Origin of the sequence: Bradyrhizobium sp. RD5-C2 (assembly GCF_019972155.1) — a bacterium.
Lineage (GTDB): Bacteria > Pseudomonadota > Alphaproteobacteria > Rhizobiales > Xanthobacteraceae > Bradyrhizobium.
The window spans coordinates 276,388-297,933 of record NZ_BOVL01000010.1; the positions used below are offsets into that span (position 1 = coordinate 276,388).

Genomic DNA, 21,546 nt, shown 5'->3' on the forward strand with positions numbered 1-21,546 from the left:
CAAGAAAATGGAGGCATTCATGCGAACGTCGAAAGCCTTGATCGCAGCAACCGTTCTGCTCGCAACTACGAATTTGACGTCAGCCGTTCAGGCTCAGACGCAATCTGCAAGCCCACCGGTCTGGGACCGGAGCAAGCTCCCGCTTGCTGATCCTCCCTTCACCGGGAAGATCGGCAAAACCTACCAGGATTCGGTTGCCGCCTGGCCGCCCGTTCCGGCTCCGCTTCAGGGGGCGCCGAATGTCGTCATTATCGTTCTGGATGACGTCGGGTTTGGTCAGGTGAGCACATTTGGCGGTCCGGTCCCTACACCCAATCTGGACAAGCTTGCTGCGGAGGGGCTTCGCTACAATCGCTTCCACACAACAGCGATTTGCGGCCCATCGCGTGCAGCGTTGATCACCGGACGTAATCACCACAACGTGGCGACCGGCTTCCTTGCCGAGTGGGCGACAGGCTTCCCCAGCTACAACAACATGATCCCGCGGACGACCGCGACAGTTGGTTCGATATTGAAGTACAACGGTTACAACACATCGTGGTTTGGCAAGGATCACAATACTCCCGATTGGGAAAGCAGTGTTGCCGGGCCTTATGACCGGTGGCCCACGGGCATGGGCTTCGACTACTTCTACGGCTTCATCGGCGGCGAGACTCATCAATACTATCCGGTGCTTTTCGAAAACACCTCGCCTGTCGAGCCTGACAAGACGCCCGAGCAGGGCTATCACTTTATGACGGATATGATCGACAGGGCCATCAATTGGCTGCGCTACAATAAATCCGTCGCACCTCAGAAGCCTGTACTTCTCTATTTCGCGCCGGGCGCGGCCCACGCGCCGCATCACGCACCCAAGGAATGGCGAGACAAGTTTAAGGGGCAGTTTGACGCAGGCTGGGATGCGGTGCGTGAAGCTACCTATCAACGGCAGTTGCAGAAGGGGATCATTCCCGCCGGCACGGAGCTCACGCCGCGGCCGGACTGGGTGAAGCCATGGGATTCGCTCGCCGCCGACGAGAAGAAGCTCTATGCGCGCTTCATGGAGAACTACGCCGGGTATCTATCGTTCGCCGACTCGGAATGCGGACGGCTGCTCAGCGCGATCAAGGAGCTACCGGATGCCGACAACACGCTGATCTTCTACATCGTCGGTGACAATGGTGCGAGTTCTGAAGGCGGCATGCAGGGCACGGTTAACGAGGTGGCGAGCCTGAGTGGTATCCAGGCGCGTCTGGAAGACAATCTCAAGGAAATCGACAAAATCGGAGGCCCCGACACCGAGCCGCATTACCCGTTGGGCTGGGCCTGGGCTGGCAATGCGCCGTTCCAATGGGTGAAGCAGGTCGCTTCGCATTTTGGCGGCTCCCGAAATCCAATGGTCGTATCGTGGCCAGCACGGATCAAGGATGCCGGCGGGATGCGCAGCCAGTTCACGCATCTGATCGACATCGTCCCGACGATTCTCGATGTAGCCCACATCCCCGCGCCCCAGACCGTCGATGGTATCGTGCAGAAGCCCATGGACGGGGTGTCGATCGCGAGTACGTTCGGCGATGCCAACGCAAAGCCGGTTCGAGAGCGGCAGTACTTCGAGGTCTTCACCAACCGGGCAATCTATGATCACGGCTGGATTGCGGCCGCCCAGCATACGCTGCCCTGGCGGCAGGATCTGGCGCCTGGACATTGGGAAAACGACAAGTGGGAACTTTACAACATTGACGAGGACTACAGCGAAGCCAACGATCTGGCGGCAAAAAATCCCGCGAAGTTGGCGGAACTGAAGAAGCTGTTCGATGCGGAGGCGGAAAAGAACCACGTCTACCCGTTTGATGATCGCGGCGCAGCGCGTCTCGCGGTGCCCAAGCCCTCGCCCGGTGGGACGGACCCCAATCGAACCAAGTTCACCTATTACGCGGGCGCGTCGCGCCTGCCTGAGACTGCGTCACCGAACACGAAGAATCGCTCGCATCGGATCACGGCCGTCGTCGAGATGCCCGATAAAGGCGGCGAAGGCGTCATCGTTGCCTCTGGTGGTCAATCGGCGGGATATGCGCTGTACGTGAAAGACGGCATGCTGATCTATCACTACAATTGGTTTGGTCGCGAGCGCACCAGCATCACCTCCAACGTGCCGTTGCCGACCGGCGAGTCCACGGTCGCCCTCGAGTTTGCCTACGACGGCGGTGGTCTCGGCAAGGGAGGTGAGGCCGTGATCGGAATCAACGGCAAGGAGGTCGGCCGAGGCCGCATCCCCAACACGGTGGCAGGTCGCTTCGGCATCGATACGTTTGGTGTCGGCTCAGATACGGGCGCTCCGGTATCCGACGCCTACACCGCTCCCTTCCCGTTCACCGGCAAGATCAAACGCGTCGATATCGAACTCGGCCCGCAAAGTTTGAAACCGGAAGACGAAGCGAAGCTGCATGAGATGCAGACGATGTTCGTCGGTGCACAGGAGTAGACGGCTACTAGATGTCGTTCGATCGTACGTTCCAGGTGGGCCACGGCCCGCTTGGGGGTGAAGCTTCACCTAACTTGGCGAGAGGTCGATAGAATGGACTTCAAGCTTCAGGCGTTCGGGCCATTTCTGCACTGGCTGACGCTGATCGTGCTTTGCATCATGCCGGTCGTGCTGGCGTATGTGATTTACCGCCTCGGGGGGCTTCCCGGGGCGATCGCGCGCTCACGCAATCATCCGCAGGCGGAGGCCATCAACATCTGTGGCTGGATGGGTATCCTCACATTGGTGCTGTGGCCGTTGGCGCTGATCTGGGCTTATCTCGCGCCAAGCAAGCCATTGACCGGCGGTGCTGCGGCGGGAGCCAATGACACGGCATTGATCGCCCAGCTTCAGGACGCCCGGCGGCGGCTCGCGGCGATCGAAGGCAGACTTCCGCAGCAGCAGCGGGCAGGGGGCTGACATGCTCTGGGCCATCGCGAGCTCGATCGTCGTGATCTACCTCTATCGCCAGCTCAACGCGCCGAGCACTCCTGCTACTGCATCGGGAGGCGCCCCCGCCGGCACGATCGAAGCCGAGATCGCCGCATTGAATGCGCAAATTGCAGCACTCGAAACCAAAATTGCGGGCTCGGGCGGCGGAGGCGTCAAGCCATGATGCCGGCCATTTTCGGAAGTTACGCGGCGCTGATCTGGCTCGTCTTCGCGAAGCTCAGGCTGATTCCGCTGACTTTACCTATCGCAATCGTTCTGGCCGCGGTCGGACCGCTCTTTGCTTTCTACATCATCCTGTCGATGAACAATGATCATCCGTCCTCGACCGACGCGCGGGTGTTCCAGCGGGTGGTGCAGATCACGCCGCACATCACCGTCCCGGGTCGGGTTCAGACTGTCGTAGCGCAGGCCAACACACCGCTGACGAAGGGCGACGTGCTCTTCACGATCGACCCAAGGCCCTTTCAGTTCGAGGTCAATCGCCTGGAGGCTGCCGTCGCGGCTGCCACGCAGTCTGTCCCGCAGTTGAAGGCGGCGCTGGACCAGGCGACGGCAGGCGTTGAACGTGCCGGGGCGCAGTTGAGTTTGGCTCAAGCCGACTTCGATCGCCAGAACGTGCTGTTCACCAAAGGCGATATCGCGCAGGCCGCGCTCGACAAATATCAGCGTAACCTCGAGTCCGCCCAAGAGGCGGTCACGGGAGCGAAGGCGGTCGAGACGAAAGCTCGGCTTGCCTACGAATCGAACATTGGAGACGAGAACACCACCGTCGCGCAGGCGCGGCAGCAGCTCGACCAAGCAAAATACAATCTGGGAGAAGCAACCGTCCGCGCGCCCTGCGACGGCTATGTGACAAACCTGCAGCTTCTACCGGGCACGGTCGTCAGCGCCGCGGCATCCGTTATGCCTTTTGTCTGTAACCGCGACGAAGGCAACCGCGGCGTGGTCGTCGCGACGTTCATGCAGGGGCCCTATCTGGCCATCAAGCCGGGGGCTTACGCCGAGGTCGTGTTTCCGATGTACCCTGGGCGGGTGTTTCCCGGCAAAGTGCTGACTACGATCGATCTCGCATCCGAGGGCCAGCTCACTGCAACCGGCTTGTTCCCGGGGATCGACACTCCTCACAACGCGCGTTTCGCCGTCCGCATCAAGCTGGATGACGGCGATGATTTGAGATTGCCCGCGGGTATGCAGGGAAGCGCGGCTGTGTTCAGTGGCGACGTGCAAATCGCCGGTGTGATCAGGATGGCAGTCCTGCGCGCCAACAGTTGGCTGAACTATCTGTTCTTTACGTCATGACGGCGGGGGGAAATTAGCCAAGCGGTGCTCACGACACCGACGACCAACTTTTTTCCACTCTTGATGAAGCGACAATTGGGTAATGACGATGTTCGCATATTCAAATTGTTTAAAGCTTCGCAATCTGGCGGCGGGGCAGATTCTCGTGCTCGGCGCGTTGCTGCTTGCAAACTGTTCGGCCGACGCCGAACCGCAGGTCCTTGCGCTCCCCGCGCTGAAGGCCTGGCAGGGCGACTTTGACGGCATGCAGAAGCGCAAACTTGTGCGAATTCTCGTGCCGACAGACAGGACGTCGTTCTTCATCGACGAAGGTGAGCAACTCGGCTTCGAGGCCGAGCTAGGCGCCGAGTTCGAGAACTGGCTGAACAAGCGCTATGGCAAGAAAAAGCAGAGGTTCTATGTCGGCTTTGTTCCGACGCCGCGCGACAGATTGCTGAGCGACCTCGTCGCAGGAAAGGGCGATGTTGCCGCGGGCTTGCTCACGGTTACGCCGGAGCGGAGCAAGCTGGTGGACTTCACCGATCCATGGGCCTCCGGTATTCGCGAGGTGCTCGTGACGGGCTCCGCCGCGCCGAGCGTTGGCTCGCCGAACGATCTCGGTGGAAAGACGATTCAGGTCCGGCAATCGAGCAGCTATTTCGAGCACCTGACGGCACTCAATGCGGACCGGAAGGTCAAGGGACTGGAGCCCATCATCATAAAGCCGGCCGACAGGAATCTCGAGGACGAGGACTTGCTGGAGATGGTCAGCGTCGGCCTGTTGCCTTGGGCCGTCGTCGACCGTTTCAAGGCGCAGGCGTGGGCGGGCCTCTTGAAGGGGCTGACGGTGCGCGACGACATCGCCATCAACGAAGGCGGCGACATCGCCTGGGCGATCCGAAAGAACAGTCCGGGATTCAAGAAGGAGCTGGCCGAGTTCGTCCGCACACACAAGATAGGAACCGAGTTCGGCAATGATCTACGCGCTAGCTATTTTAGGACGGCAAAGCCGCTGAAGAACGCGCTTGCGCATAGCGAGGCGGATAAATTCAGGGCGCTGCGCGCGTCGTTCGAAAAATACGGCGGACAGTATTTCATCGATCCGGTCCTGCTTGCTGCCCAGGGCTACCAGGAATCCGAGCTCGACCAGGCCTGCCACAACGCCTCAGGCGCGACGGGCATCATGCAGATCAAGCCCAGTACTGCGAAAGAGAAACCGATCGAGATCACCGGTATCGCAGCCAGCGCCGACACTAACATTCACGCGGGCTCAAAATACCTGCGCTACCTCGCCGACACCTATGTCGATCCCGCGGTCGTCGACCCGCGTGAGCGCGTGTTGATGGCCCTGGCCGCCTACAATGCCGGCCCGGGCAATCTCAAGCGCTTCCGGGACTATGCGAGCAAGCACGGCTTCGACGCGACCATCTGGTTTGGCAATGTCGAGAATGGCGCCGCGGCGATTGTCGGGCAGGAGACGGTCCAGTACGTCGGCAAGATCTACAAATATTACGTCGCCTACGAGGCGATCCGTTCGCCCGCACCGGCAAGCGTAACGGCCGAGCCGTCGCAAAAATGATCGGGTGTCACGGCCTCAGCGACGGGGAAGGAGGATGAAGGAATGACGACGAACAAAACTGATCCGCTGAAGACATCCCTTATGAGGCGGTCTAGCGCTTCCGCTTGAGAACAAATTCAATCAGAAGGATACCAGACCATGAAACTCAAAATGTTTACGTGCAAGATCGGGCTCGCTGTTGTCGCGCTGACCATCTCGTTCGCTCCCACTCAGGCGCAGGTCCCGCTCTCCAGCTACATGGATTCGAAAGGATTCATCGACGTTCAGGCTCTGACCTGTGCGCAGCTCGCCAACACCTATCAGGAAGACGCCGACTATCTCGCGGCATGGTACAGCGGCTGGTACAACGGCCTGGCGCAGAAGCATTTTGCCCACGTCACGCGAGCAAAATCCGGCGAGCACCAGGTGATCGTCTATTGCAAGGCGCACCCTGAGCTCAAGGTCATCCAGGCCATCGACGTGCTTTTCAAGAACGAGAAGTGATTGGTGATGCACTGATGAAGGTCGGTGCAGCGAGACATGAGCGTCTCGCCGCATCGTGCTCCCGAGGAAGCAAGACAAGCGGCGTGCAGTTCGAGTGCATCTGCCGTCCAAGCGGCGTTGACGGAGCGCGTGCAATGGTCTCGAGCGGCAAACGGTTGGGTGGTTGATGAGTTTTCGCCTCACCCTGACGGCTTGCGTCATGTTCATGATCGGCCTTTTGGCCGCGTTGCTGATTGTCGTCCAGGTTCTGACACTCGAGCTCGTGACCGAGAATGCAGCGACATCGACCATGGACACGACAAGCCGCAGCACGGTCTCCTCACTTCAGCTCCAGGTCGAAATGCTGTCGCGCTTGGCTCGTTCGCTGGCTTTCACCCCGGCCATCATGGATTCGTCCGACCCTGGCGACGCAAGCCCGACGGCGGCCCTCATCAGGGGAAATCTGTCGCAATGGCCGGCACTGGACAGTATCTATGTCGGCTACGACAACGGCTATTGGCTTCAGGTGCAGCGATTGGACGGGTTGAGAGGGGTGCAGCGCGAGCGCGTCGGCGGTCCGGCCGACGCGGCCTACGCCACGACAATCACGCAATGGGCTGGCGGCGAGGAGATGCCGACGACGCGCGTGTTTCTGGACAAGGACGGTAACCGCATAGAGCAGATTGAGATTTCGTCACGAGGCTACGATGCACGCGAGCGCGACTGGTACATGAACGCCCGCAAGGCAGGCCATTTGATCACGTCTGAGCCTTATCTCTCATTCAACCTCGGCGTCCCTATGCTCACCTTCAGCGTGCCGTTTGACGGGAAGGCGCATGGTGTCGTCGGGCTGGATCTCAAGCTCGACAGCTACAGCAGATCAGCGCCAATCATGAAGTTCGGCAAGTATGGCTATCTGCTGATTTTTGACGACCAGGGCGCGTTGATTATCCACCCCAACTACGCGGCGCTGTTCGCGCGTACGTCGACGGATGCGGCAGGTCCAAGACTTCCCAGTACAAGTGATCTTCGCGATACGATCGAAGGACGCGTCGTGGCCGATTGGGACAAGAGCAGCCCCTACAGGCACAAGCTATCCTGGAAGGACGGCAGGGAGTATTTCGCGCGTCTTGAAACCATTGCGCTCGGGCCAAACCTCTCGGCGAACGTGCTTCTGATTGCTCCCGAGGACGAATTCGCCTCCGGTATCCGGGAGCTCGACCGAAAAGCCAGAATCATCGCACTGCTGGCCTGCCTCCTGTTTATTCCCGCGGCCTGGATATTCGGAACGCGCATGTCGACGACGATCCGCGATATCACGGGCGAGGCTGCGCGATTGCAAACGATGGCGCCGCCGCCCAAACAGGCGATCGGCTCGGTGATCAAGGAGCTGGATATTCTGGCGCGAACAATTCACAAATCGCAAAGGGCGATCTGGCTGTTCTCCAGGCTCGCGCCGCGCGCGATCGTGAGCGGCGTGCTCGACAATTCGATCTCGACCGAGCTCGGCGGGACGCGCCAGGAAATCACGGCGCTGTTCACCGACGTGCGGGGATTCACGACGATAGCGGAGAAAGCCGATCCCGATCGGCTGATGCAGCAGACGTCTCGCTATTTCACCGCTCTGACTGACGTCATCCTGCGTCAGGGCGGCACTGTTGACAAATTCATCGGCGATGCCGTGATGGCATTCTGGAACGCGCCGAACCCGCAAAGCGATCACTGCGAGCGCGCGTGCCGCGCCGCCTTGCAGGCAAAAGCCGCGAATGAAGCGGTCAACCGGCAATTCGAAGCGGAAGGGCTGCCATCCTTCTTCACGCGGTTCGGCATTCACGTTGGCGAAGCCGTCGTCGGAAATCTCGGCTCGTCGGAGCGGATGAACTACACCGCGCTCGGGAACGTCGTTAATCTCGCGGCCCGACTCGAAGGGCTCAACAAGCAATACGACACTCAAATTCTCGTCAGCGAGAGCGTCTACGTGCGCGTCAAGCAGAGCTTCCGCTGCCGGTTCGTCGACACGGTCGTGGCAAAGGGAATGGCGGCAGAGACAAGAGTTTACGAGCTTCTTGGGGAGATTTCGAATGGCGCGGCAGATGCTGGCGCTCCATGAGGTCGAGAGACCCCGGCGTGAGCATCAAGGGAAGGGGTTCCTGCGTGCTTTGATGTGCTTGGGTCCACACGTGGGTCCAAAGGTTGAGCCCAAGTAGGAAAACTACACGCCGCAATGGGTTAGGAAGTTTCGACTCTGGTTTGAACATCCGGAAGTCGAGGGAATCGGCAGCATCTCGGTCGGTCAGGCGAAGAAAAGGCGACCACAAGAGGGTGGGCTTGGAGGAGGTCCATGAACGAGAATGCTCTCCTGAACCGGGGCGGTGCCGCTAGGAGGCTACGTGGGCCGACCTTCTAGTCCTCCGGAACTGACCCTCGTCGCATGAACAAGGCTGCATCTGCGTGGCTGCGTGATCGAGTACCAGAACGGCGGCGCGCTGAGCTGGATTGACGAAACGTCCTGGCATTGACCGACGTAGGTGTAGTTCAGTTTGGCTGTGCCTTAACAGAACCGCTGACGGCTTGGTTCACTAATCAAATTTGACAAACCAAACTGAACCGCCACGATGTGAACCATTCAAACTAAACCGACAAGAGGCTCAGGGTGTTTGTCAGGGCTTATCTCAGAGCATCGACCAGCGCGCAGGATGCCGGCCGCGCCCGTGATCAGTTGCTCAGCTTTGCCAAGGATCGGGGCTTAGCCATCGCCTCCTGGTACGTCGAGAATGAGTCTGGTGCCAAGCTTGCGCGGCCTGAACTGTTTCGGCTGCTCGGGGATGCGCAGTCAGGGGACGTTCTGCTGGTCGAGCAGGTTGATCGATTGTCACGTCTCGCTGCGGCGGATTGGGAGCGCCTAAAGACTGAACTGACATCGCGTCGCGTTCGTGTTGTGGCTCTCGACCTACCAACGTCGTGGATGATGGCAACGAACACGGCCGACGAATTTACGGGGCGCATGTTCGAAGCGATTATTGGAATGTTGCTCGACATGCTCGCCGCCGTCGCGCGGAAAGACTACGATGATCGGCGGCGTCGGCAGGCGCAAGGGCAAGCGAAGGCGAAGGCAAACGGGCGGTACAAAGGAAGGCGGGAGGACACCAATCGCAATGACGGTATCGCAACCATGCTTAAGGCCAAGCAAAGCTGGTCCACCATTCAACGGATGACTGGATGTAGTCGAGCCACAATAGCCAAGATCGCTAAACGACAGAGCGCGACTGTCCCAGATCTTTGAATTGAGCAAACTTGGAACTGGCGGTAGGTTCGGATACTCGCTTAAACAACCTGCCAATGGCGCATCGTTCTGATCACCGGAGCGCGGTTCATCCGCCGCGTCATTCAACTCTGCAGACGTCGCCGGTTCACGCGCGCTGCCGATTGTGGCGGCGAGGATGATCGCGAATTCGTTGAGGCCGACCTTTCCGACTGGAATGCTACGTCAGGGGTAGCAATGCGCCGACGTCCATCGACAACGTTCCCGATACGATATCACCAACAGCTTAGCGCGCCCCAGCGTGATCTTCCCGAGATGCATGGAGTCCGCGCCGTAAGGTGCACGAAATCTCGTGTATCTTGCCAGCGCTAATCCGGGCTGGGCAAGAAATCTCTTCGGAACTTGGCTGCACAGTCCATGAAGTAGTCGACTCGCTGACCATCGCCCAATGCATCGTGTTTAGCGGAGAAGTTCTCCTGTTTCCATTTAATGAAGCTCATGAGTGGAAGCTCGCCGCCGCGCCGATCCCAATAGAGAATGTAGTCGTCGTCGTCACGACGCGCCTTGATCGACAACATTTTCATGAGTACCGCGGCTTCAGGACCGTTGAGCATTCTGCCGTAAGCGATGCCGTGAACGAGACCGGAGTAGTAGGCGAGTTTGTACTGATTTACATATCGCGGATACTGCACATCGTTGAAGTATTGGCCACGCATAAACCAACTCGAACGTATCCATTCAGCGCTCGCTCCGTTCGCGCCCAAAACCACGCCGTAGCTTAAGCCCCGCAATGTTTGGTCCTGTTTGTTGTGATCTACGGCTCCCAAAACGGCGCCGCCGAGGGACAAGAATGTGCCTGCGAGTGTCATGAACGGGCCAGCGACTTCCAAGGCGAGGCTGGCGATACTTAATTCTACGGCTTCCGCCGCAATCACTGCAGTTCCGATGTGAACGAACTCAGCGATGTCGAGCTTAAAGTGCCTCAGCTCCCAGGCTTTTGACTCGCTATGCTCGATATCGCCTTCCATGCCGCGAATATACTTGGCTAACCGATTGCGTCCGCTCGGGCCCGGAACAACTATTTCCTCGAAAACGAGCGTTTCGATGGGAATGTATATGACGCCGGGTTTCATGCCGGGACTAAATGCCCAGTTGCGTCCATCTCTTGACTTTGTGCAGCCGACGTAGTGCCTCAAGTACCAATTCACAATGTCCGGATTGTGTGTCCGGAAATTGTAGTAGATCAAATAGTCCACGTGTACGTGGTGGTCCGCAGCGACTGTTTTCCAGTCTTCTGGCCGGTTTGGATCTTCGCCGGGGCGGTATGGATTGTTGTGCCCCGGCGGGCGCCGCGGCGCCAAGGCTTTTGGATTTGGACGACGTTCTATCGGCATGGACGACTCCGCCAATTTCCATCGTGATCACGATGGTGTCGCGCGTTAGGGCGACTTGGTTTGATCGAGACAGCCCACGGAAAACTGTAGAAACAACTTTTGCATCGCGGCATCTCGCCACGCGACGTGATCGCTCAGCGCTCGTGCCCCGTTTCTAGTTCCTGAGTTGCTCGACCCGCGCCGTCGCCTTCAGACTTCGTCCAGGCAATCACGCAACCAACCAGGACTCACCGAACCATGCGAGTAGATATATTAAGCAGCTTCGTCAGGTCCGCGCTACGGAGCAAAGGATGGCAAACCGCGCAGTCGCAAGGCCGACATCTTGCCGGCCGCGAAGCCGTGCGCTTCCGCTGCTTCCTTGCTATTACTATTCGAAATCTCTTGCGTATCGTGACGCCCATTTTGACGCCAGGTTTGTCAATCCGTGATCCAGCTTTGCCTGATAATCTGCAAAGCGAGATGCTAATCGGTTGTAGGTTCGCAGCCTCATTCCTTTCGGCCGGGGAGGCGGAATACAACTCTCTGGCGCGCAATTGCTCGACAAGCGCGCTCCGATTTTTGACTTGCCTGAGGTGGCACGATCAACCCAGCTTCCGAACTGGGAGCGATATGCGACCTGGGAGGGCCAAGCGTGCCGGCTGGCGAACATCGTAGCGCCGGGGGCCTCCAGACCACTGATGCGAGACGACCCGTTACGGGACAGACGAAGTACCACTGTTGACCGCCGAAATTCCTCGGCTGCGGTGCGAGCGCAAGCTCTTGCCAGATACCGCCGATCGACACGTGTAGGCAACCTTCAGCTTTCCCTACATCAGCACAGATAAATGCCGATGCTATTACGCCGACACTTGGCCTAGTCCAATTGACCGTAGAGCCTTGGCGAGTCGCGGTGAGATGAATGAAGTGGTTCCGCACCAGCCAAGGGAGATCGAGATAAAGTCCGTCTTGGAGACAGACACGCTCGCGGCGGCGTGGCATTTGGATCTCATTGGGTTCGTGAAGCCTAGATAACCACGATCTGGAGCCAAATCGTCTGACGGAGGCCGAGAAACACTGCAGCTTCGTCAAAGCAGTTGCGACATCCGCTTCTAGGGCGGTGGCGATGCCGGGTGGCGCCCAGCGGCTCGGCGGGTGCGCCCGCTATACCGCATCGACATCGAACAGCCGCCAAGTAGGGATGATTTCCCCAATGCGATCGCTGAAAGGATAAGGGTTTTGCTGCTGCACGTTTGAGACCTTCTGATGTACGCTGAAGAGGTGCCACCCGCGAAACTCTGGCTCCGATGTCGCGCGAATTGCTTCAAAAAGCGATGCCTCTGTGGCGATTTCGAGCGTTTTTTCGAGATCGTCAATCGAGCAAAACAGGATCGGTCGACGGTCTTCCTCAAGGATGTCCGGATCAAGGTCGGCCCATCTTTGAGCCTCCGCTAAGAGTCGATCAAGGTGATTAGAAACCTCCAGCCAGGGATCTAGAGTAAGGACCACGCCGCTAGCACCAGGGTGAATCGCCTTAATTCCTGGATTGCGACGGCAATGGGAGAAGAATCGCCAAAGCTGTAGCGCCCCCTTGATGATCTCTGAGAACGCGCTCTGAGCATCATCTAGCGGATTATCGGAGAACTTCGCGACGATGGACATTTTCTTGGCTTTGCATTCGCCGATGGTCATTGCGGAGCCGTCAGGGGCATGGAGAAATAAATCGGGCGAGTCGAAGATCTTTCCCAATTTATATTTGAAGCTGCCAGCAGGCTTGGCGTCGGGAAGTAGGGCTCGAGCCAGCTCAAGGCAATATTTCTCAAACCTGTCGCCAATCTCACGCCAAATGCGCGGACCGCCGCCCACGAGATCATAGTACAGACCGGCCGTCATTCGTTGCCAGATCAGCGATGGCAAGGGAGCCAGCACGGTGCGTCGAACACTTCCTTCGTCGATCGCCATGGGGATCTTGCGAAGAATGCTCTGCTGGTAGGCTGTCGAGCGACCTATGGTCTGCCTGATAGAGCGCGCGTGCTTGCGGACTTCGGGCAAGGGCGCCGAAAGTAATCTAAAGGCGGCGTCGCGCGTTTGCCATGATACCCCGATTTCCGAGAGGTCGACTTCCGCGTCAATGCCGGGTTTGTCTTGGTAAAGAGCATAGAACGCAAACCCGCATATAAAGAACTCCGCAAGCGAGAGTCCGTTTGTCGATTTGAAATGCTCCGCTGCTAGCTCTCCACCGTATACAGTTAGCGCCCGATAGGTCTGCGCATAGCTGAAGAAGCCTCGCTGCCACTCGAACTGCCGATGCCCAATTTTGTGCATGACATCGAGCACGCTGAAACGCTTCAGCGTCATCCCGTCTTCCGCATCCTCGAGGTCGCGAAGGATGTTGACACATGTCGCGACTGTCTCGAACCTCTTGCAGTCGAGAAAGCGGAACGGCTTATTTTGCGGCGTAGCTTTTTTAGGCGTGATTAGCAGCTCGTTGACCAATGTTTCCAGCGCCCACTTATAGACGAAGAAGCGGTCGCCGAGGTTTGCGATGGCGGCCTCCTTGGGAAAGCTACGGAGGAATGGTCTCGCCTCCTCAACGCGACCTGATTGCAGAGCGTCAACGGCCCAGACCATAACAATAAACGACTTGTCATCAGCGAGAGACAAAACTTCGCTCAGGCGTTTCCGAGCTCTATCGCGACGTAGTCTGCTCACGGCTTTGTTAGCTCGGAGACGTGCAGCGGCGGCGGTCTGATGTCGCGCGCGGCAAAGCCAACAAAGCTGCGGTTGGTTCGATAGCTGGGCACCTCATTATCGATCAATCGTGAATCCGATACCATCGCTTATGGATGGATTGAGTTTCACCAGGACCTCGTCGACGTCCGTTTTCTTATTTGAAAGTAACCTCAATCTCTCTTGGCCCTGTACCGTCGCGAGATCTACTCCTGCCATCTCAGCGTCCAGCCGCGCAGATCGAGACGAGAGCTGCACGATCTGTTGCTTGATGAAGGCCTGCTCGGCGGGAATTGCTGCCGGCCAGCGACTGTGTAGAGCGGGCTGAGCCCGTATCCGGCCCTCGATACTTCTGGGAGCGTGCGAAACCCCCAAATGTAGATAATAGATGCGACAATCAGCCAGGCGATCGCCGCCGACGCAACCTTCCCCCAATGAGCGGCAAGCTCCGTCGGGAACACCACCGCGAACATGACCACTGTCACCACCGCCGGCGCCAGGCGAGCAAAGGCCTTCTGAAACGTGTCGAGGCGATATGTCGTCAGCAGCGCGCGGAGCGTTCTGAACGTTCGGGAAGGCGCCATAGATGTCTCCCAGGACGGGTGAATCGGAACGATCGTAGGGTGACGCATAAGGGGTTCGCACGCCGCGGAATCGCAGCGCAATCCCGGCTATTCACATGGCTCCCCGGGCTTGTGGCGTTCAGGATTGACCGCCGGGGCCGATCTGATCCGCGTCTTGGTCGACGTTGCTTATGACGGTTTTTCACCCGCTGGCGCACCTTTGACTGCAAATATTGCGTTTCGGCAAGAAAGACCCCAAATAGCTACAACCGGGGCTTAAACACCCCGTGAGCTATCGCAGCTCGCCCCAGGGTGCGGGGGGAAACTCCGTCCTTTGTTGGCTGTTTTCGCCCTACGGGCGGGAGGGTGCGATGGTACGTAGTTGTAGATGTGCTTTGTCCATGGCGGTGGCGTGATGTCCCGCGGACCTCAGAGGTTTCGGCTCACCGATATCGTGAAGGTCGTCAAGGCGACCAAAGCGGCCGGCCTTGTCGTCGAGCGGATCGAATTCACGCTTGATGGCAAGATGGTTGTCGTGTCCGGGCAAGCGGAGCCCAGCACCGATCCCGCCGACGTCGAAGGCTGGGATCGCGTCAAATGAGGTGGAGGCTTCCGGCTGGAGTTCACGGGTATGAGACCCGACATGGCAAGGCCGTGTTCTACCTTCGCCGGTCTGGCCTTCCTAAGGTCAGGCTTCCCGGCCACCCCGGTTCACCTGAATTCATGAAGGCCTACACCGAGGCCAAGGCTGACAAGCTGTCGCCCCAGATCGGCGCTAGCCGGCTGAAGCCCGGCACGGTGAACGCCGCGCTCGCCAGCTACTACTCGGGTGCGGCTTGGAAGGCTCTCGGCGATAGTACGCGATCGAGCCGTCGCGCAATTCTCGAGCGGTTTCGCGAGGAGTGTGGAACCCTTCCGGTCGCAAGCATGCCTTCAGTCGCGATCCAGAACATCTTGAATCGGAAGACGCCGGCGGCGCAGCGCAACTGGCTGAAGGCGCTACGCGGATGGGTCGACCATTGCCTTACCTTGAGGATGATAAGGAGCAATCCGCTCGCCGAGGTGAAACTCGCGAAGATGCCTCGAACCGGCGGCCATCACCCTTGGGAGCTGAGCGAATGCGAGCAGTTCGAGAAGCGCCACACGATCGGTACGAGAGCGCGGTTGGCCTACGAACTGTTGCTGCAGGCCGGACAGTCGCGCTGCGACGTCGTCCGGATGGGGCGACAGCATATCCGCAGCGGGATAATGACGATGGGACGCCAGAAGACCGGCGTGCCGTTTAATGTCGAAATCATGCCGCGGTTGCAGGCCGCGGTCGACGCGATGCCCGCCAGCGATCACTTGACCTTCCTGGTCACCGCGCAGGGCAAGCCATTCACCGCAGCTGGATTCGGCAATTACTTCCGAGATTGTTGTCGTGAGGCCGGCTTGCCGGAGCGTTGCACATCGCACGGCCTCAGGAAGTTCGCCGCGACGTACCTGGCGGAGCGCGGCTTCACCGACCACCAGTTGATGGCGTGGTTCGGCTGGACGTCGATCTCGCAGGCGCAGGTCTATACGAGGGCAGCGAACCGGAAGCGCATGGCTCGCGAGGGGGCGAAGCTCATTTCAGGAACAGGCATTGGCTCACCTTCTGACCCGGTGAGCCAAAACCAATCGGAACCCATTGAGAAGACTGGAGCAGGAAAATGACGTGGCGATCCCGGGCAGGATCATCTTCGGCGCGAAGTCCTTCAGGCCGGCGGCCTGCTTCATCACGTTCTCGCGTGTGAGATCGTCGCCGCACTGCTTGAGCACCTGCGCCAGCGTTTGCGCGGCGGCGTAGCCATAGACGTGATTGCCGTTGGTCTTGTCGCCGTCGGGCATGTACTTGTCCATGAACGCCCGCCATTCCCTGGTTTCGGCATCGTCGTTCCAGATCGTGTCGGTCGGATCCTTGAGGTAGGCGACCGAGATGATGCCCTGCGAATGCTCAATGCCGGCGGCGCGCATGACGGAAGCGACCGACGTCGCCGTCGAGGTCAGGAAGAAAGTCGGCTTCCAGCCGAGCTCGGCGACCTTCTTGATGGTCTGCGCCGCGCCCTTCGGCGCCGCCCAGGTGAACAGGATGTCGGCGCCGGAGGCGCGCAGCGCGACGATCTGCGAATCCAGCGTCGGATCGGTCAGCTCGTAGGATTTGTCGGCGACGATCATGCCGGTTGCCTTGTCGCCGAGGCCGTCGCGCAGCCCCTTGAGCGCATCCTTGCCGGCATCGTCGTTCTGCCAGAGAACCGCGATCTTGCCGTTCGGGAATTTGTCGAGGATGTATCTGGCGTAGATTCGTCCTTCGCTCTGGTAGTTCGGCTGCCAGCCCATCGTCCAGGGAAAGCCCTGGGGATCGCCGAAGCGCGTCGCGCCCGATGCGATGAAGAGGTGGGGGACCTTCTTGGCGTTCAAATATTTCTGGATCGCGACATTGGGCGCGGTGCCGAGCGGCTGGAACACCAGCAGCACCTCGTCGCCCTCGACCAGCTTGCGCGCCTGCTCGACCGATTTCGGCGGCGAGAAGCCGTCGTCATAGCTGACGAAGTTGATCTTGCGTCCGTTGATGCCGCCCTGGTCGTTGATCATCTTGAAATAGGCCGCCTCGGTCCTGCCGATCGCGCCGTAGGCCGAAGCAGGACCGCTATAGGGCATGATGTTGCCGATCTTGATCTCGGTATCCGAGACCCCCGGGCCGTAGTTCTTCTGCGCCAGCGCCGGCGACAGCGCGCCGATCGTTACCGCGGCCGTCAGGCACGCACGAAGACAGAATCCGTCCAACATCCCTCAGTCACTCCCTGATTGTCCGCTGATCGCCGTGTGGCGTGCGCGCGGTTCCCCGGTCGACGGCCGGTGCGTTGACGCCCGGCGACAATTATCGTATGCGGTTCCAGTCTGGAAACGTTTCCAGACTAGCGCGCGTTCCCACCGATGGCAATATTCCCGCGGCCGGAGAGATGTGACAAATGAGCAGACTGGAGCAGACGAGCCCGGACCATGGCGCGAGGCCGCCGCTGGTCGCCGAATGCGATGCGGTCGTGGTCGGTGCCGGCTTCGGCGGGCTCTATGCGATCTATCGGTTGCGCGAGCTCGGGCTGAAGGTGATCGGCATCGAGGCGGGGTCCGACGTCGGCGGCACCTGGTACTGGAATCGCTATCCCGGCGCGCGCTGCGACATACCGAGCCTGTTCTATTCCTACACCTGGTCGGAGGAGCTGCGGCAGGAATGGCGCTGGAGCGAGAAATACGCCGCCCAGCCGGAGATCCTGCGCTACGCGCAGCGCGTCGCCGACCGGTTCGATCTGCGCTCGCTGATCCGCTTCGACACCCGCGTGACGAGCGCCGACTGGGACGAGGCCGGCGAGAGCTGGACGTTGCGCACCGATCGCGACGATTGCATCGTCGCATCGACTTGCGTGATGGCGACCGGCAATCTCTCGGTGCCCAACAAGCCCAAGCTCGCGGGCCTCGAACGCTTTGGCGGACCGGTCTATCACACTGGGCAGTGGCCGCATCAGGAGGTCGACTTTTCCGGCTTGCGCGTTGCCGTGATCGGTACTGGCTCGTCGGGTGTGCAGACGGTCCCGATGGTCGCAAAGGCTGCGAGCCGACTGACCGTGTTCCAGCGCACGCCGAATTATTCGGTGCCGGCACGGAATGCGCCGCTGGGCGATGCCGATATCGCCGCCGCAGAGCCGGTGATCGCGAAATATCGCGAGAGCCTCGAGACGCCGGAGTTCGGGCGGGTGCCTGCGAATGCCTTCGACGCGCCGGTGCCCGAGCGGGACGTGCAATGGGCGCGTTATGAACAGCTGTGGGAGCAAGGCGGCGGCGGCATCCTGACCGCGTACCCGAACATCCTGACCGATGCGGCCGTCAACGACGTCGCCTGCGATTTCGTGCGCAACAAGATCCGCGGCATCGTGCACGACGGGGCGACGGCGGAGGCGCTGTCACCGAAGGATTATCCGCTCGGCGTCAAACGCATCTGCATCGATACCGGGTATTTCGCGACCTATAATCTGCCACATGTCGAGCTGGTCGATTTGCGCACGGAGCCGCTGACATCGGTCACCGAGACGGGCGTCGAGACCGCGACGCGGTCCTTTGCGCTCGATGCGCTGGTGCTGGCGACGGGCTATGACGCGATGACCGGGGCGCTCGCCGCGATGCAAATCCGCGGGCGGGATGGCGCGACGTTGAAGGAGGCCTGGGCCGACGGGCCCAGCGCCTATCTCGGCCTGATGGTGACAGGCTTTCCGAACCTGTTCGTCGTGACCGGACCGGGCAGCCCTTCTGTCATCGGCAATGTGATCCACGCCTGCGAGAACCATGTCGAGTGGATCGCGACCTGCCTCGGCAGCATGCGCGCCAAGGGATTGACGCGGATCGAGCCGGAGCCCGACGCCGAGCGGGCCTGGATGGCGCATGTCGCCGACGCCGCCAGCCGCACGCTCTATCCGAAGGCCAATTCCTGGTACCAGGGCGCCAACATCGCGGGCAAGCCGCGGGTGTTCATGCCCTATGTCGGCCAGGGTTACCGCCACCGCATCGCGCAGATCGCGCAGCGCGGCTATGAAGGGTTTGTGCTCCGCTGAGGCAGCGTCTCGCTCCGTCATTGCGAGCGCAGCGAGGCAATCCATCGCGCGGCATATGCGGGACGATGGATTGCTTCGTCGCTACAGCGCAAAATTGCCTTGCAATTTTGTCGCGAGCTTCTCGCAATGACGTTGCACTGGAACCGTTTCCAGTTTGAAAAGATGAAAGGATCACAGATGGACATCAAGCGCGCAGGATCGATTGCAAGCCGGCGCGGCAGCGCCGATTGGTTCAGCGGCACGGTATGGGCGGACGCGATCGTCAGTGCGCCCGCGCCGGCCCGGATGCAGGCGGCACGCGTCACCTTCGAGCCGGGCGCGCGCACGGCGTGGCACGCCCATCCGCTCGGCCAGACGCTCTACGTCACCGCCGGCGTCGGATATGTGCAGAGCTGGGACGGCCCGATCCGCGTGATCCGTCCGGGTGACGTGGTGTGGATTCCGCCGGGCGAGAAACACTGGCACGGCGCGGCGCCAACCACGGGCATGAGCCATATCGCGATTCACGAGGCGCTCGATGGCGACTACGCGACCTGGATGGAGCACGTCTCCGACGCGCAGTACGCGGCCGCACCGCAGGCCGATTGATCGGCGCAGTGTTACTTCCGGCCGCGCACGGGCGTTGCCGGCGCGGCGCAGGAATGCCGCAGGATGAGGCGCGTTGGCAGGAACACCGGGGCGCTGCTGCCGGCCTTGTCGGGCTCGCGGATCTGCTCCAGCAGCAGCCGCGCGGCGGTGCGGCCGACCTCGTTCATGTCCCAGCTCAAGGCCGAGATCGCCGGCGTCGCGTGGCGGGCGAGGTCGGTGTCGCCGCTGCACACGATCGACACGTCCTGCGGATAGCGCAGGCCGTTGCTGGTGATTGCCTCCAGCACCTCGGCCAGCATGCTGGTGCCGAGCGAGATGATCGCGGTCGGCGGTTTTGTCATTTGCAGCAGCTGGCACACCGAGCTGAAGGCCGTGTTGGTGCCCTGCATGTGCGGACGGATCAGGGTTGGATCGACATCGATCTTCGCTTCCTGATGCGCCTGCCGGTAGCCTGCGAGCCGCTCCGAGCTCGGTAGCACCGCGGCGCTGCCGGTGAGCAACGCGATCCGGCGATGGCCGAGGCCGATCAGGTAGCGCGTCGCCTCCAGCGCGCCGCCGCGGTGATCGACGCGAACCATCACACTATCAGGCACGTCGCGGTCGACGGTGACGCAGGGCAGGTCGAGCATGGCCAGCCCCTTCATGAAATCCTTGTGCGAATTGTCGCCGGCGAACAGCAGCAAGCCATCCATCTGGCGCCGCCGCACCGCCGACAGGAACGCCGCCTCGCGCGCCTCCTCGTGCTTGGTCGCCGCCAGCATCAGCAGGAAGCCGGCGCGCTGGAATTCCTCCTCCGCCGCGCTCACCATGCCGGTGTAGTGCGGATTGGAGAAATCGGCGACCATGCAGCCGATCGTGTTGGATGCCCCTGAGCGCAGCGCCTGCGCCGCCTGGTCGGGCTCGAAGCCCAGACGCTTCACCGCGCGCATGATGCGGGCATGCAGTTCCGCGCTGGTATAGATGCCGCCATTGAGCGCGCGGCTGACGCTTGAGACGGAGACGCCGGCCTCGGCCGCGACGTCACGAATCGTCGGTCGTGTCCGTCGCGTCCTGGTCATCGGTGGTCGGGTCCTGTCGGTTCGGTATTGCCGCGGTCAGGCGCGCCAGTTGCGGCGGGCAGCAGACGGCATCGCCGAACCTAATCAGGCTCCGCTGCGAATCTCAAATGATTCTTGGGAGTCTTAGGCTATCGGCGTGACGCGCTCAGGAACAGCGGCCGGAAGATGTCGAGAAATCCCGTCGCGGCCGGCGTCAGCGGGCGGTTCTTCAGCCGCAGGATCCCGATCTTGCGAACCAGCGGCGGCGACACCAGCCGCTTGACGATCACGCCGCGCGGGGCGCGCGGCGGCACCGCCGAGGCCGGAACGATCGAGATGCCGACATTGGCTGCGACAAAGTCGTAGAGCGTGCCGAACTGCTCGACGATGGTGCTGTGATTGAGCACGATGCCGCTTGCGGTCGCGGCGCTGTCGATCTGCTTGCGCAGGCCCGAGCCGGTCGGAAGCGAGACGAAGGTTTCGTTGCGCAGCTCGCGGAGGCTCAGCGTGGCCTTGTTGCGCAGCGGATGGCGCGAGGGCAGGATCGCGAAGCAGGACTCCTGCACCGCGTCGTCGCTGACGACCTCCTGGCCGAGCGCGGTGACGTTGCCGACGCCGAAATCGGCGAGGCCGCTGCGGACATCCTCATAGACCTCGCTGCCGAGGCCCTCGCGCAGGTGGATCTCGACGCCGGGATGCGCCTTCCTGTATTTCAGCACGGCCTCCGGCACCACGTGATGCGTGAGTGACAACAGGCAGGAGATGATCAGGCGTCCCTTGATCTGCTCGCCGAGCGCTCGGGCGTTGTCGACCTGGGCGCCGAGATCGGCGAGCAGGCGCTGCGTCGATGCCGTGAATTCGCGGCCCGGTGCGGTCAGGATGACGTTGCGCGTTGACCTGAGGAACAGCGAGACGCCGAGCTGCCGTTCGAGCTGAAGAACGAGGCGGCTCACCGCCGACTGCGTCATGCCGAGGTCGGCGGCGGCTGCGGTGAAGCTGCCATACACCGCGACCGAGTTGGCCGCGCGAAGATGTTTGAGGCTGACTTCGAACCGGCGTGGGCGTCGCTCGCGCATCATTCATTCCATTTTCGCATCAATAA

At 60.6% G+C, this 21,546-nt stretch carries 17 protein-coding genes; 12 read left to right on the forward strand and 5 right to left on the reverse strand.

The window, feature by feature from the left end; translation table 11 throughout:
* The first annotated feature begins 19 nt into the window (after positions 1-19).
* The 8 genes from BraRD5C2_RS11970 (at position 20) to BraRD5C2_RS12005 (ending at position 9,555) form a co-directional block, all read left to right on the forward strand.
* Complete coding sequence (locus tag BraRD5C2_RS11970; protein WP_223968522.1) at positions 20-2,461, forward strand: arylsulfatase; 2,442 nt, start codon at positions 20-22, stop codon at positions 2,459-2,461.
* A gap of 93 nt (positions 2,462-2,554) precedes the next feature.
* Entirely contained in the window at positions 2,555-2,920 is a 366-nt protein-coding gene (locus BraRD5C2_RS11975; protein WP_223968524.1) for a DUF3302 domain-containing protein, read from the forward strand.
* A 1-nt stretch (position 2,921) separates the two neighbouring features.
* Entirely contained in the window at positions 2,922-3,116 is a 195-nt protein-coding gene (locus BraRD5C2_RS11980) for an ABC transporter C-terminal domain-containing protein (protein WP_223968525.1), read from the forward strand.
* Entirely contained in the window at positions 3,113-4,252 is a 1,140-nt protein-coding gene (locus tag BraRD5C2_RS11985; protein WP_223968528.1) for an HlyD family secretion protein, read from the forward strand. Before BraRD5C2_RS11980 ends, BraRD5C2_RS11985 begins: the two co-directional genes overlap by 4 nt.
* An 88-nt stretch (positions 4,253-4,340) precedes the next feature.
* Positions 4,341-5,810, forward strand: coding sequence for an MltF family protein (locus tag BraRD5C2_RS11990; RefSeq protein WP_223968530.1), 1,470 nt, complete (start codon positions 4,341-4,343; stop codon positions 5,808-5,810).
* 138 nt (positions 5,811-5,948) lie between these two features.
* Positions 5,949-6,293 (forward strand): HdeA/HdeB family chaperone, encoded by a 345-nt coding sequence (locus BraRD5C2_RS11995; protein ID WP_223968532.1) that lies wholly within the window; start codon positions 5,949-5,951, stop codon positions 6,291-6,293.
* Positions 6,294-6,459: 166 nt separating this feature from the next.
* Positions 6,460-8,382, forward strand: coding sequence for an adenylate/guanylate cyclase domain-containing protein (locus BraRD5C2_RS12000; RefSeq protein ID WP_223968534.1), 1,923 nt, complete (start codon positions 6,460-6,462; stop codon positions 8,380-8,382).
* A gap of 543 nt (positions 8,383-8,925) precedes the next feature.
* Positions 8,926-9,555, forward strand: coding sequence for a recombinase family protein (locus BraRD5C2_RS12005; protein ID WP_223968536.1), 630 nt, complete (start codon positions 8,926-8,928; stop codon positions 9,553-9,555).
* A 347-nt stretch (positions 9,556-9,902) separates the two neighbouring features.
* Here BraRD5C2_RS12005 and BraRD5C2_RS12010 read toward each other — a convergent pair whose 3' ends face one another.
* Together BraRD5C2_RS12010 and BraRD5C2_RS12015 are read right to left on the reverse strand one after the other, a co-directional pair.
* Positions 9,903-10,928 (reverse strand): hypothetical protein, encoded by a 1,026-nt coding sequence (locus BraRD5C2_RS12010; protein WP_223968538.1) that lies wholly within the window; start codon positions 10,926-10,928, stop codon positions 9,903-9,905.
* Positions 10,929-12,068: 1,140 nt separating this feature from the next.
* The gene (locus tag BraRD5C2_RS12015) at positions 12,069-13,568 is read right to left on the reverse strand and encodes a hypothetical protein (RefSeq protein WP_223968540.1); all 1,500 of its coding nucleotides are present in this window, start codon (positions 13,566-13,568) and stop codon (positions 12,069-12,071) included.
* Between the two features lie 1,083 nt (positions 13,569-14,651).
* Here BraRD5C2_RS12015 and BraRD5C2_RS12020 point away from each other — a divergent pair.
* Entirely contained in the window at positions 14,652-14,798 is a 147-nt protein-coding gene (locus tag BraRD5C2_RS12020) for a hypothetical protein (RefSeq protein ID WP_223968542.1), read from the forward strand.
* A gap of 122 nt (positions 14,799-14,920) precedes the next feature.
* Positions 14,921-15,892 (forward strand): tyrosine-type recombinase/integrase, encoded by a 972-nt coding sequence (locus tag BraRD5C2_RS12025; protein WP_223968544.1) that lies wholly within the window; start codon positions 14,921-14,923, stop codon positions 15,890-15,892.
* On the opposite strand, the gene BraRD5C2_RS12030 is transcribed toward BraRD5C2_RS12025, so the two are convergent.
* Complete coding sequence (locus BraRD5C2_RS12030; protein ID WP_223968546.1) at positions 15,827-17,005, reverse strand: ABC transporter substrate-binding protein; 1,179 nt, start codon at positions 17,003-17,005, stop codon at positions 15,827-15,829. The genes BraRD5C2_RS12025 and BraRD5C2_RS12030 overlap by 66 nt on opposite strands.
* 182 nt (positions 17,006-17,187) lie before the next feature.
* Between BraRD5C2_RS12030 and BraRD5C2_RS12035 the strand changes: the two genes are divergently transcribed.
* Together BraRD5C2_RS12035 and BraRD5C2_RS12040 are read left to right on the forward strand one after the other, a co-directional pair.
* Positions 17,188-18,819: a flavin-containing monooxygenase gene (locus BraRD5C2_RS12035; protein WP_223968548.1), complete on the forward strand. Its 1,632-nt coding sequence runs from the start codon at positions 17,188-17,190 to the stop codon at positions 18,817-18,819.
* Positions 18,820-18,996: 177 nt separating this feature from the next.
* The gene (locus BraRD5C2_RS12040) at positions 18,997-19,407 is read left to right on the forward strand and encodes a (R)-mandelonitrile lyase (RefSeq protein ID WP_223968550.1); all 411 of its coding nucleotides are present in this window, start codon (positions 18,997-18,999) and stop codon (positions 19,405-19,407) included.
* A gap of 11 nt (positions 19,408-19,418) precedes the next feature.
* On the opposite strand, the gene BraRD5C2_RS12045 is transcribed toward BraRD5C2_RS12040, so the two are convergent.
* Together BraRD5C2_RS12045 and BraRD5C2_RS12050 are read right to left on the reverse strand one after the other, a co-directional pair.
* Positions 19,419-20,465, reverse strand: coding sequence for a LacI family DNA-binding transcriptional regulator (locus BraRD5C2_RS12045; RefSeq protein ID WP_223968552.1), 1,047 nt, complete (start codon positions 20,463-20,465; stop codon positions 19,419-19,421).
* Between the two features lie 128 nt (positions 20,466-20,593).
* A complete protein-coding gene (locus tag BraRD5C2_RS12050) occupies positions 20,594-21,520 on the reverse strand; it encodes a LysR family transcriptional regulator (protein ID WP_223968554.1) in 927 nt (308 codons plus the stop codon).
* Positions 21,521-21,546 lie beyond the last annotated feature (26 nt).

Excerpts from the sequence above, each read along its gene's own strand:
- BraRD5C2_RS11970 (WP_223968522.1), top strand. The coding sequence starts at position 20 with ATGCGAACGTCGAAAGCCTTGATCGCAGCAACCGTTCTGCTCGCAACT.
- BraRD5C2_RS12035 (WP_223968548.1), top strand. The coding sequence starts at position 17,188 with ATGAGCAGACTGGAGCAGACGAGCCCGGACCATGGCGCGAGGCCGCCG.
- BraRD5C2_RS11985 (WP_223968528.1), top strand. The coding sequence starts at position 3,113 with ATGATGCCGGCCATTTTCGGAAGTTACGCGGCGCTGATCTGGCTCGTC.
- BraRD5C2_RS12050 (WP_223968554.1), bottom strand. The coding sequence starts at position 21,520 with ATGCGCGAGCGACGCCCACGCCGGTTCGAAGTCAGCCTCAAACATCTT.
- BraRD5C2_RS12045 (WP_223968552.1), bottom strand. The coding sequence starts at position 20,465 with ATGACCAGGACGCGACGGACACGACCGACGATTCGTGACGTCGCGGCC.
- BraRD5C2_RS11990 (WP_223968530.1), top strand. The coding sequence starts at position 4,341 with ATGTTCGCATATTCAAATTGTTTAAAGCTTCGCAATCTGGCGGCGGGG.
- BraRD5C2_RS12000 (WP_223968534.1), top strand. The coding sequence starts at position 6,460 with ATGAGTTTTCGCCTCACCCTGACGGCTTGCGTCATGTTCATGATCGGC.
- BraRD5C2_RS12030 (WP_223968546.1), bottom strand. The coding sequence starts at position 17,005 with ATGTTGGACGGATTCTGTCTTCGTGCGTGCCTGACGGCCGCGGTAACG.
- BraRD5C2_RS12025 (WP_223968544.1), top strand. The coding sequence starts at position 14,921 with ATGAAGGCCTACACCGAGGCCAAGGCTGACAAGCTGTCGCCCCAGATC.
- BraRD5C2_RS12040 (WP_223968550.1), top strand. The coding sequence starts at position 18,997 with ATGGACATCAAGCGCGCAGGATCGATTGCAAGCCGGCGCGGCAGCGCC.
- BraRD5C2_RS12010 (WP_223968538.1), bottom strand. The coding sequence starts at position 10,928 with ATGCCGATAGAACGTCGTCCAAATCCAAAAGCCTTGGCGCCGCGGCGC.
- BraRD5C2_RS11995 (WP_223968532.1), top strand. The coding sequence starts at position 5,949 with ATGAAACTCAAAATGTTTACGTGCAAGATCGGGCTCGCTGTTGTCGCG.
- BraRD5C2_RS11975 (WP_223968524.1), top strand. The coding sequence starts at position 2,555 with ATGGACTTCAAGCTTCAGGCGTTCGGGCCATTTCTGCACTGGCTGACG.
- BraRD5C2_RS11980 (WP_223968525.1), top strand. The coding sequence starts at position 2,922 with ATGCTCTGGGCCATCGCGAGCTCGATCGTCGTGATCTACCTCTATCGC.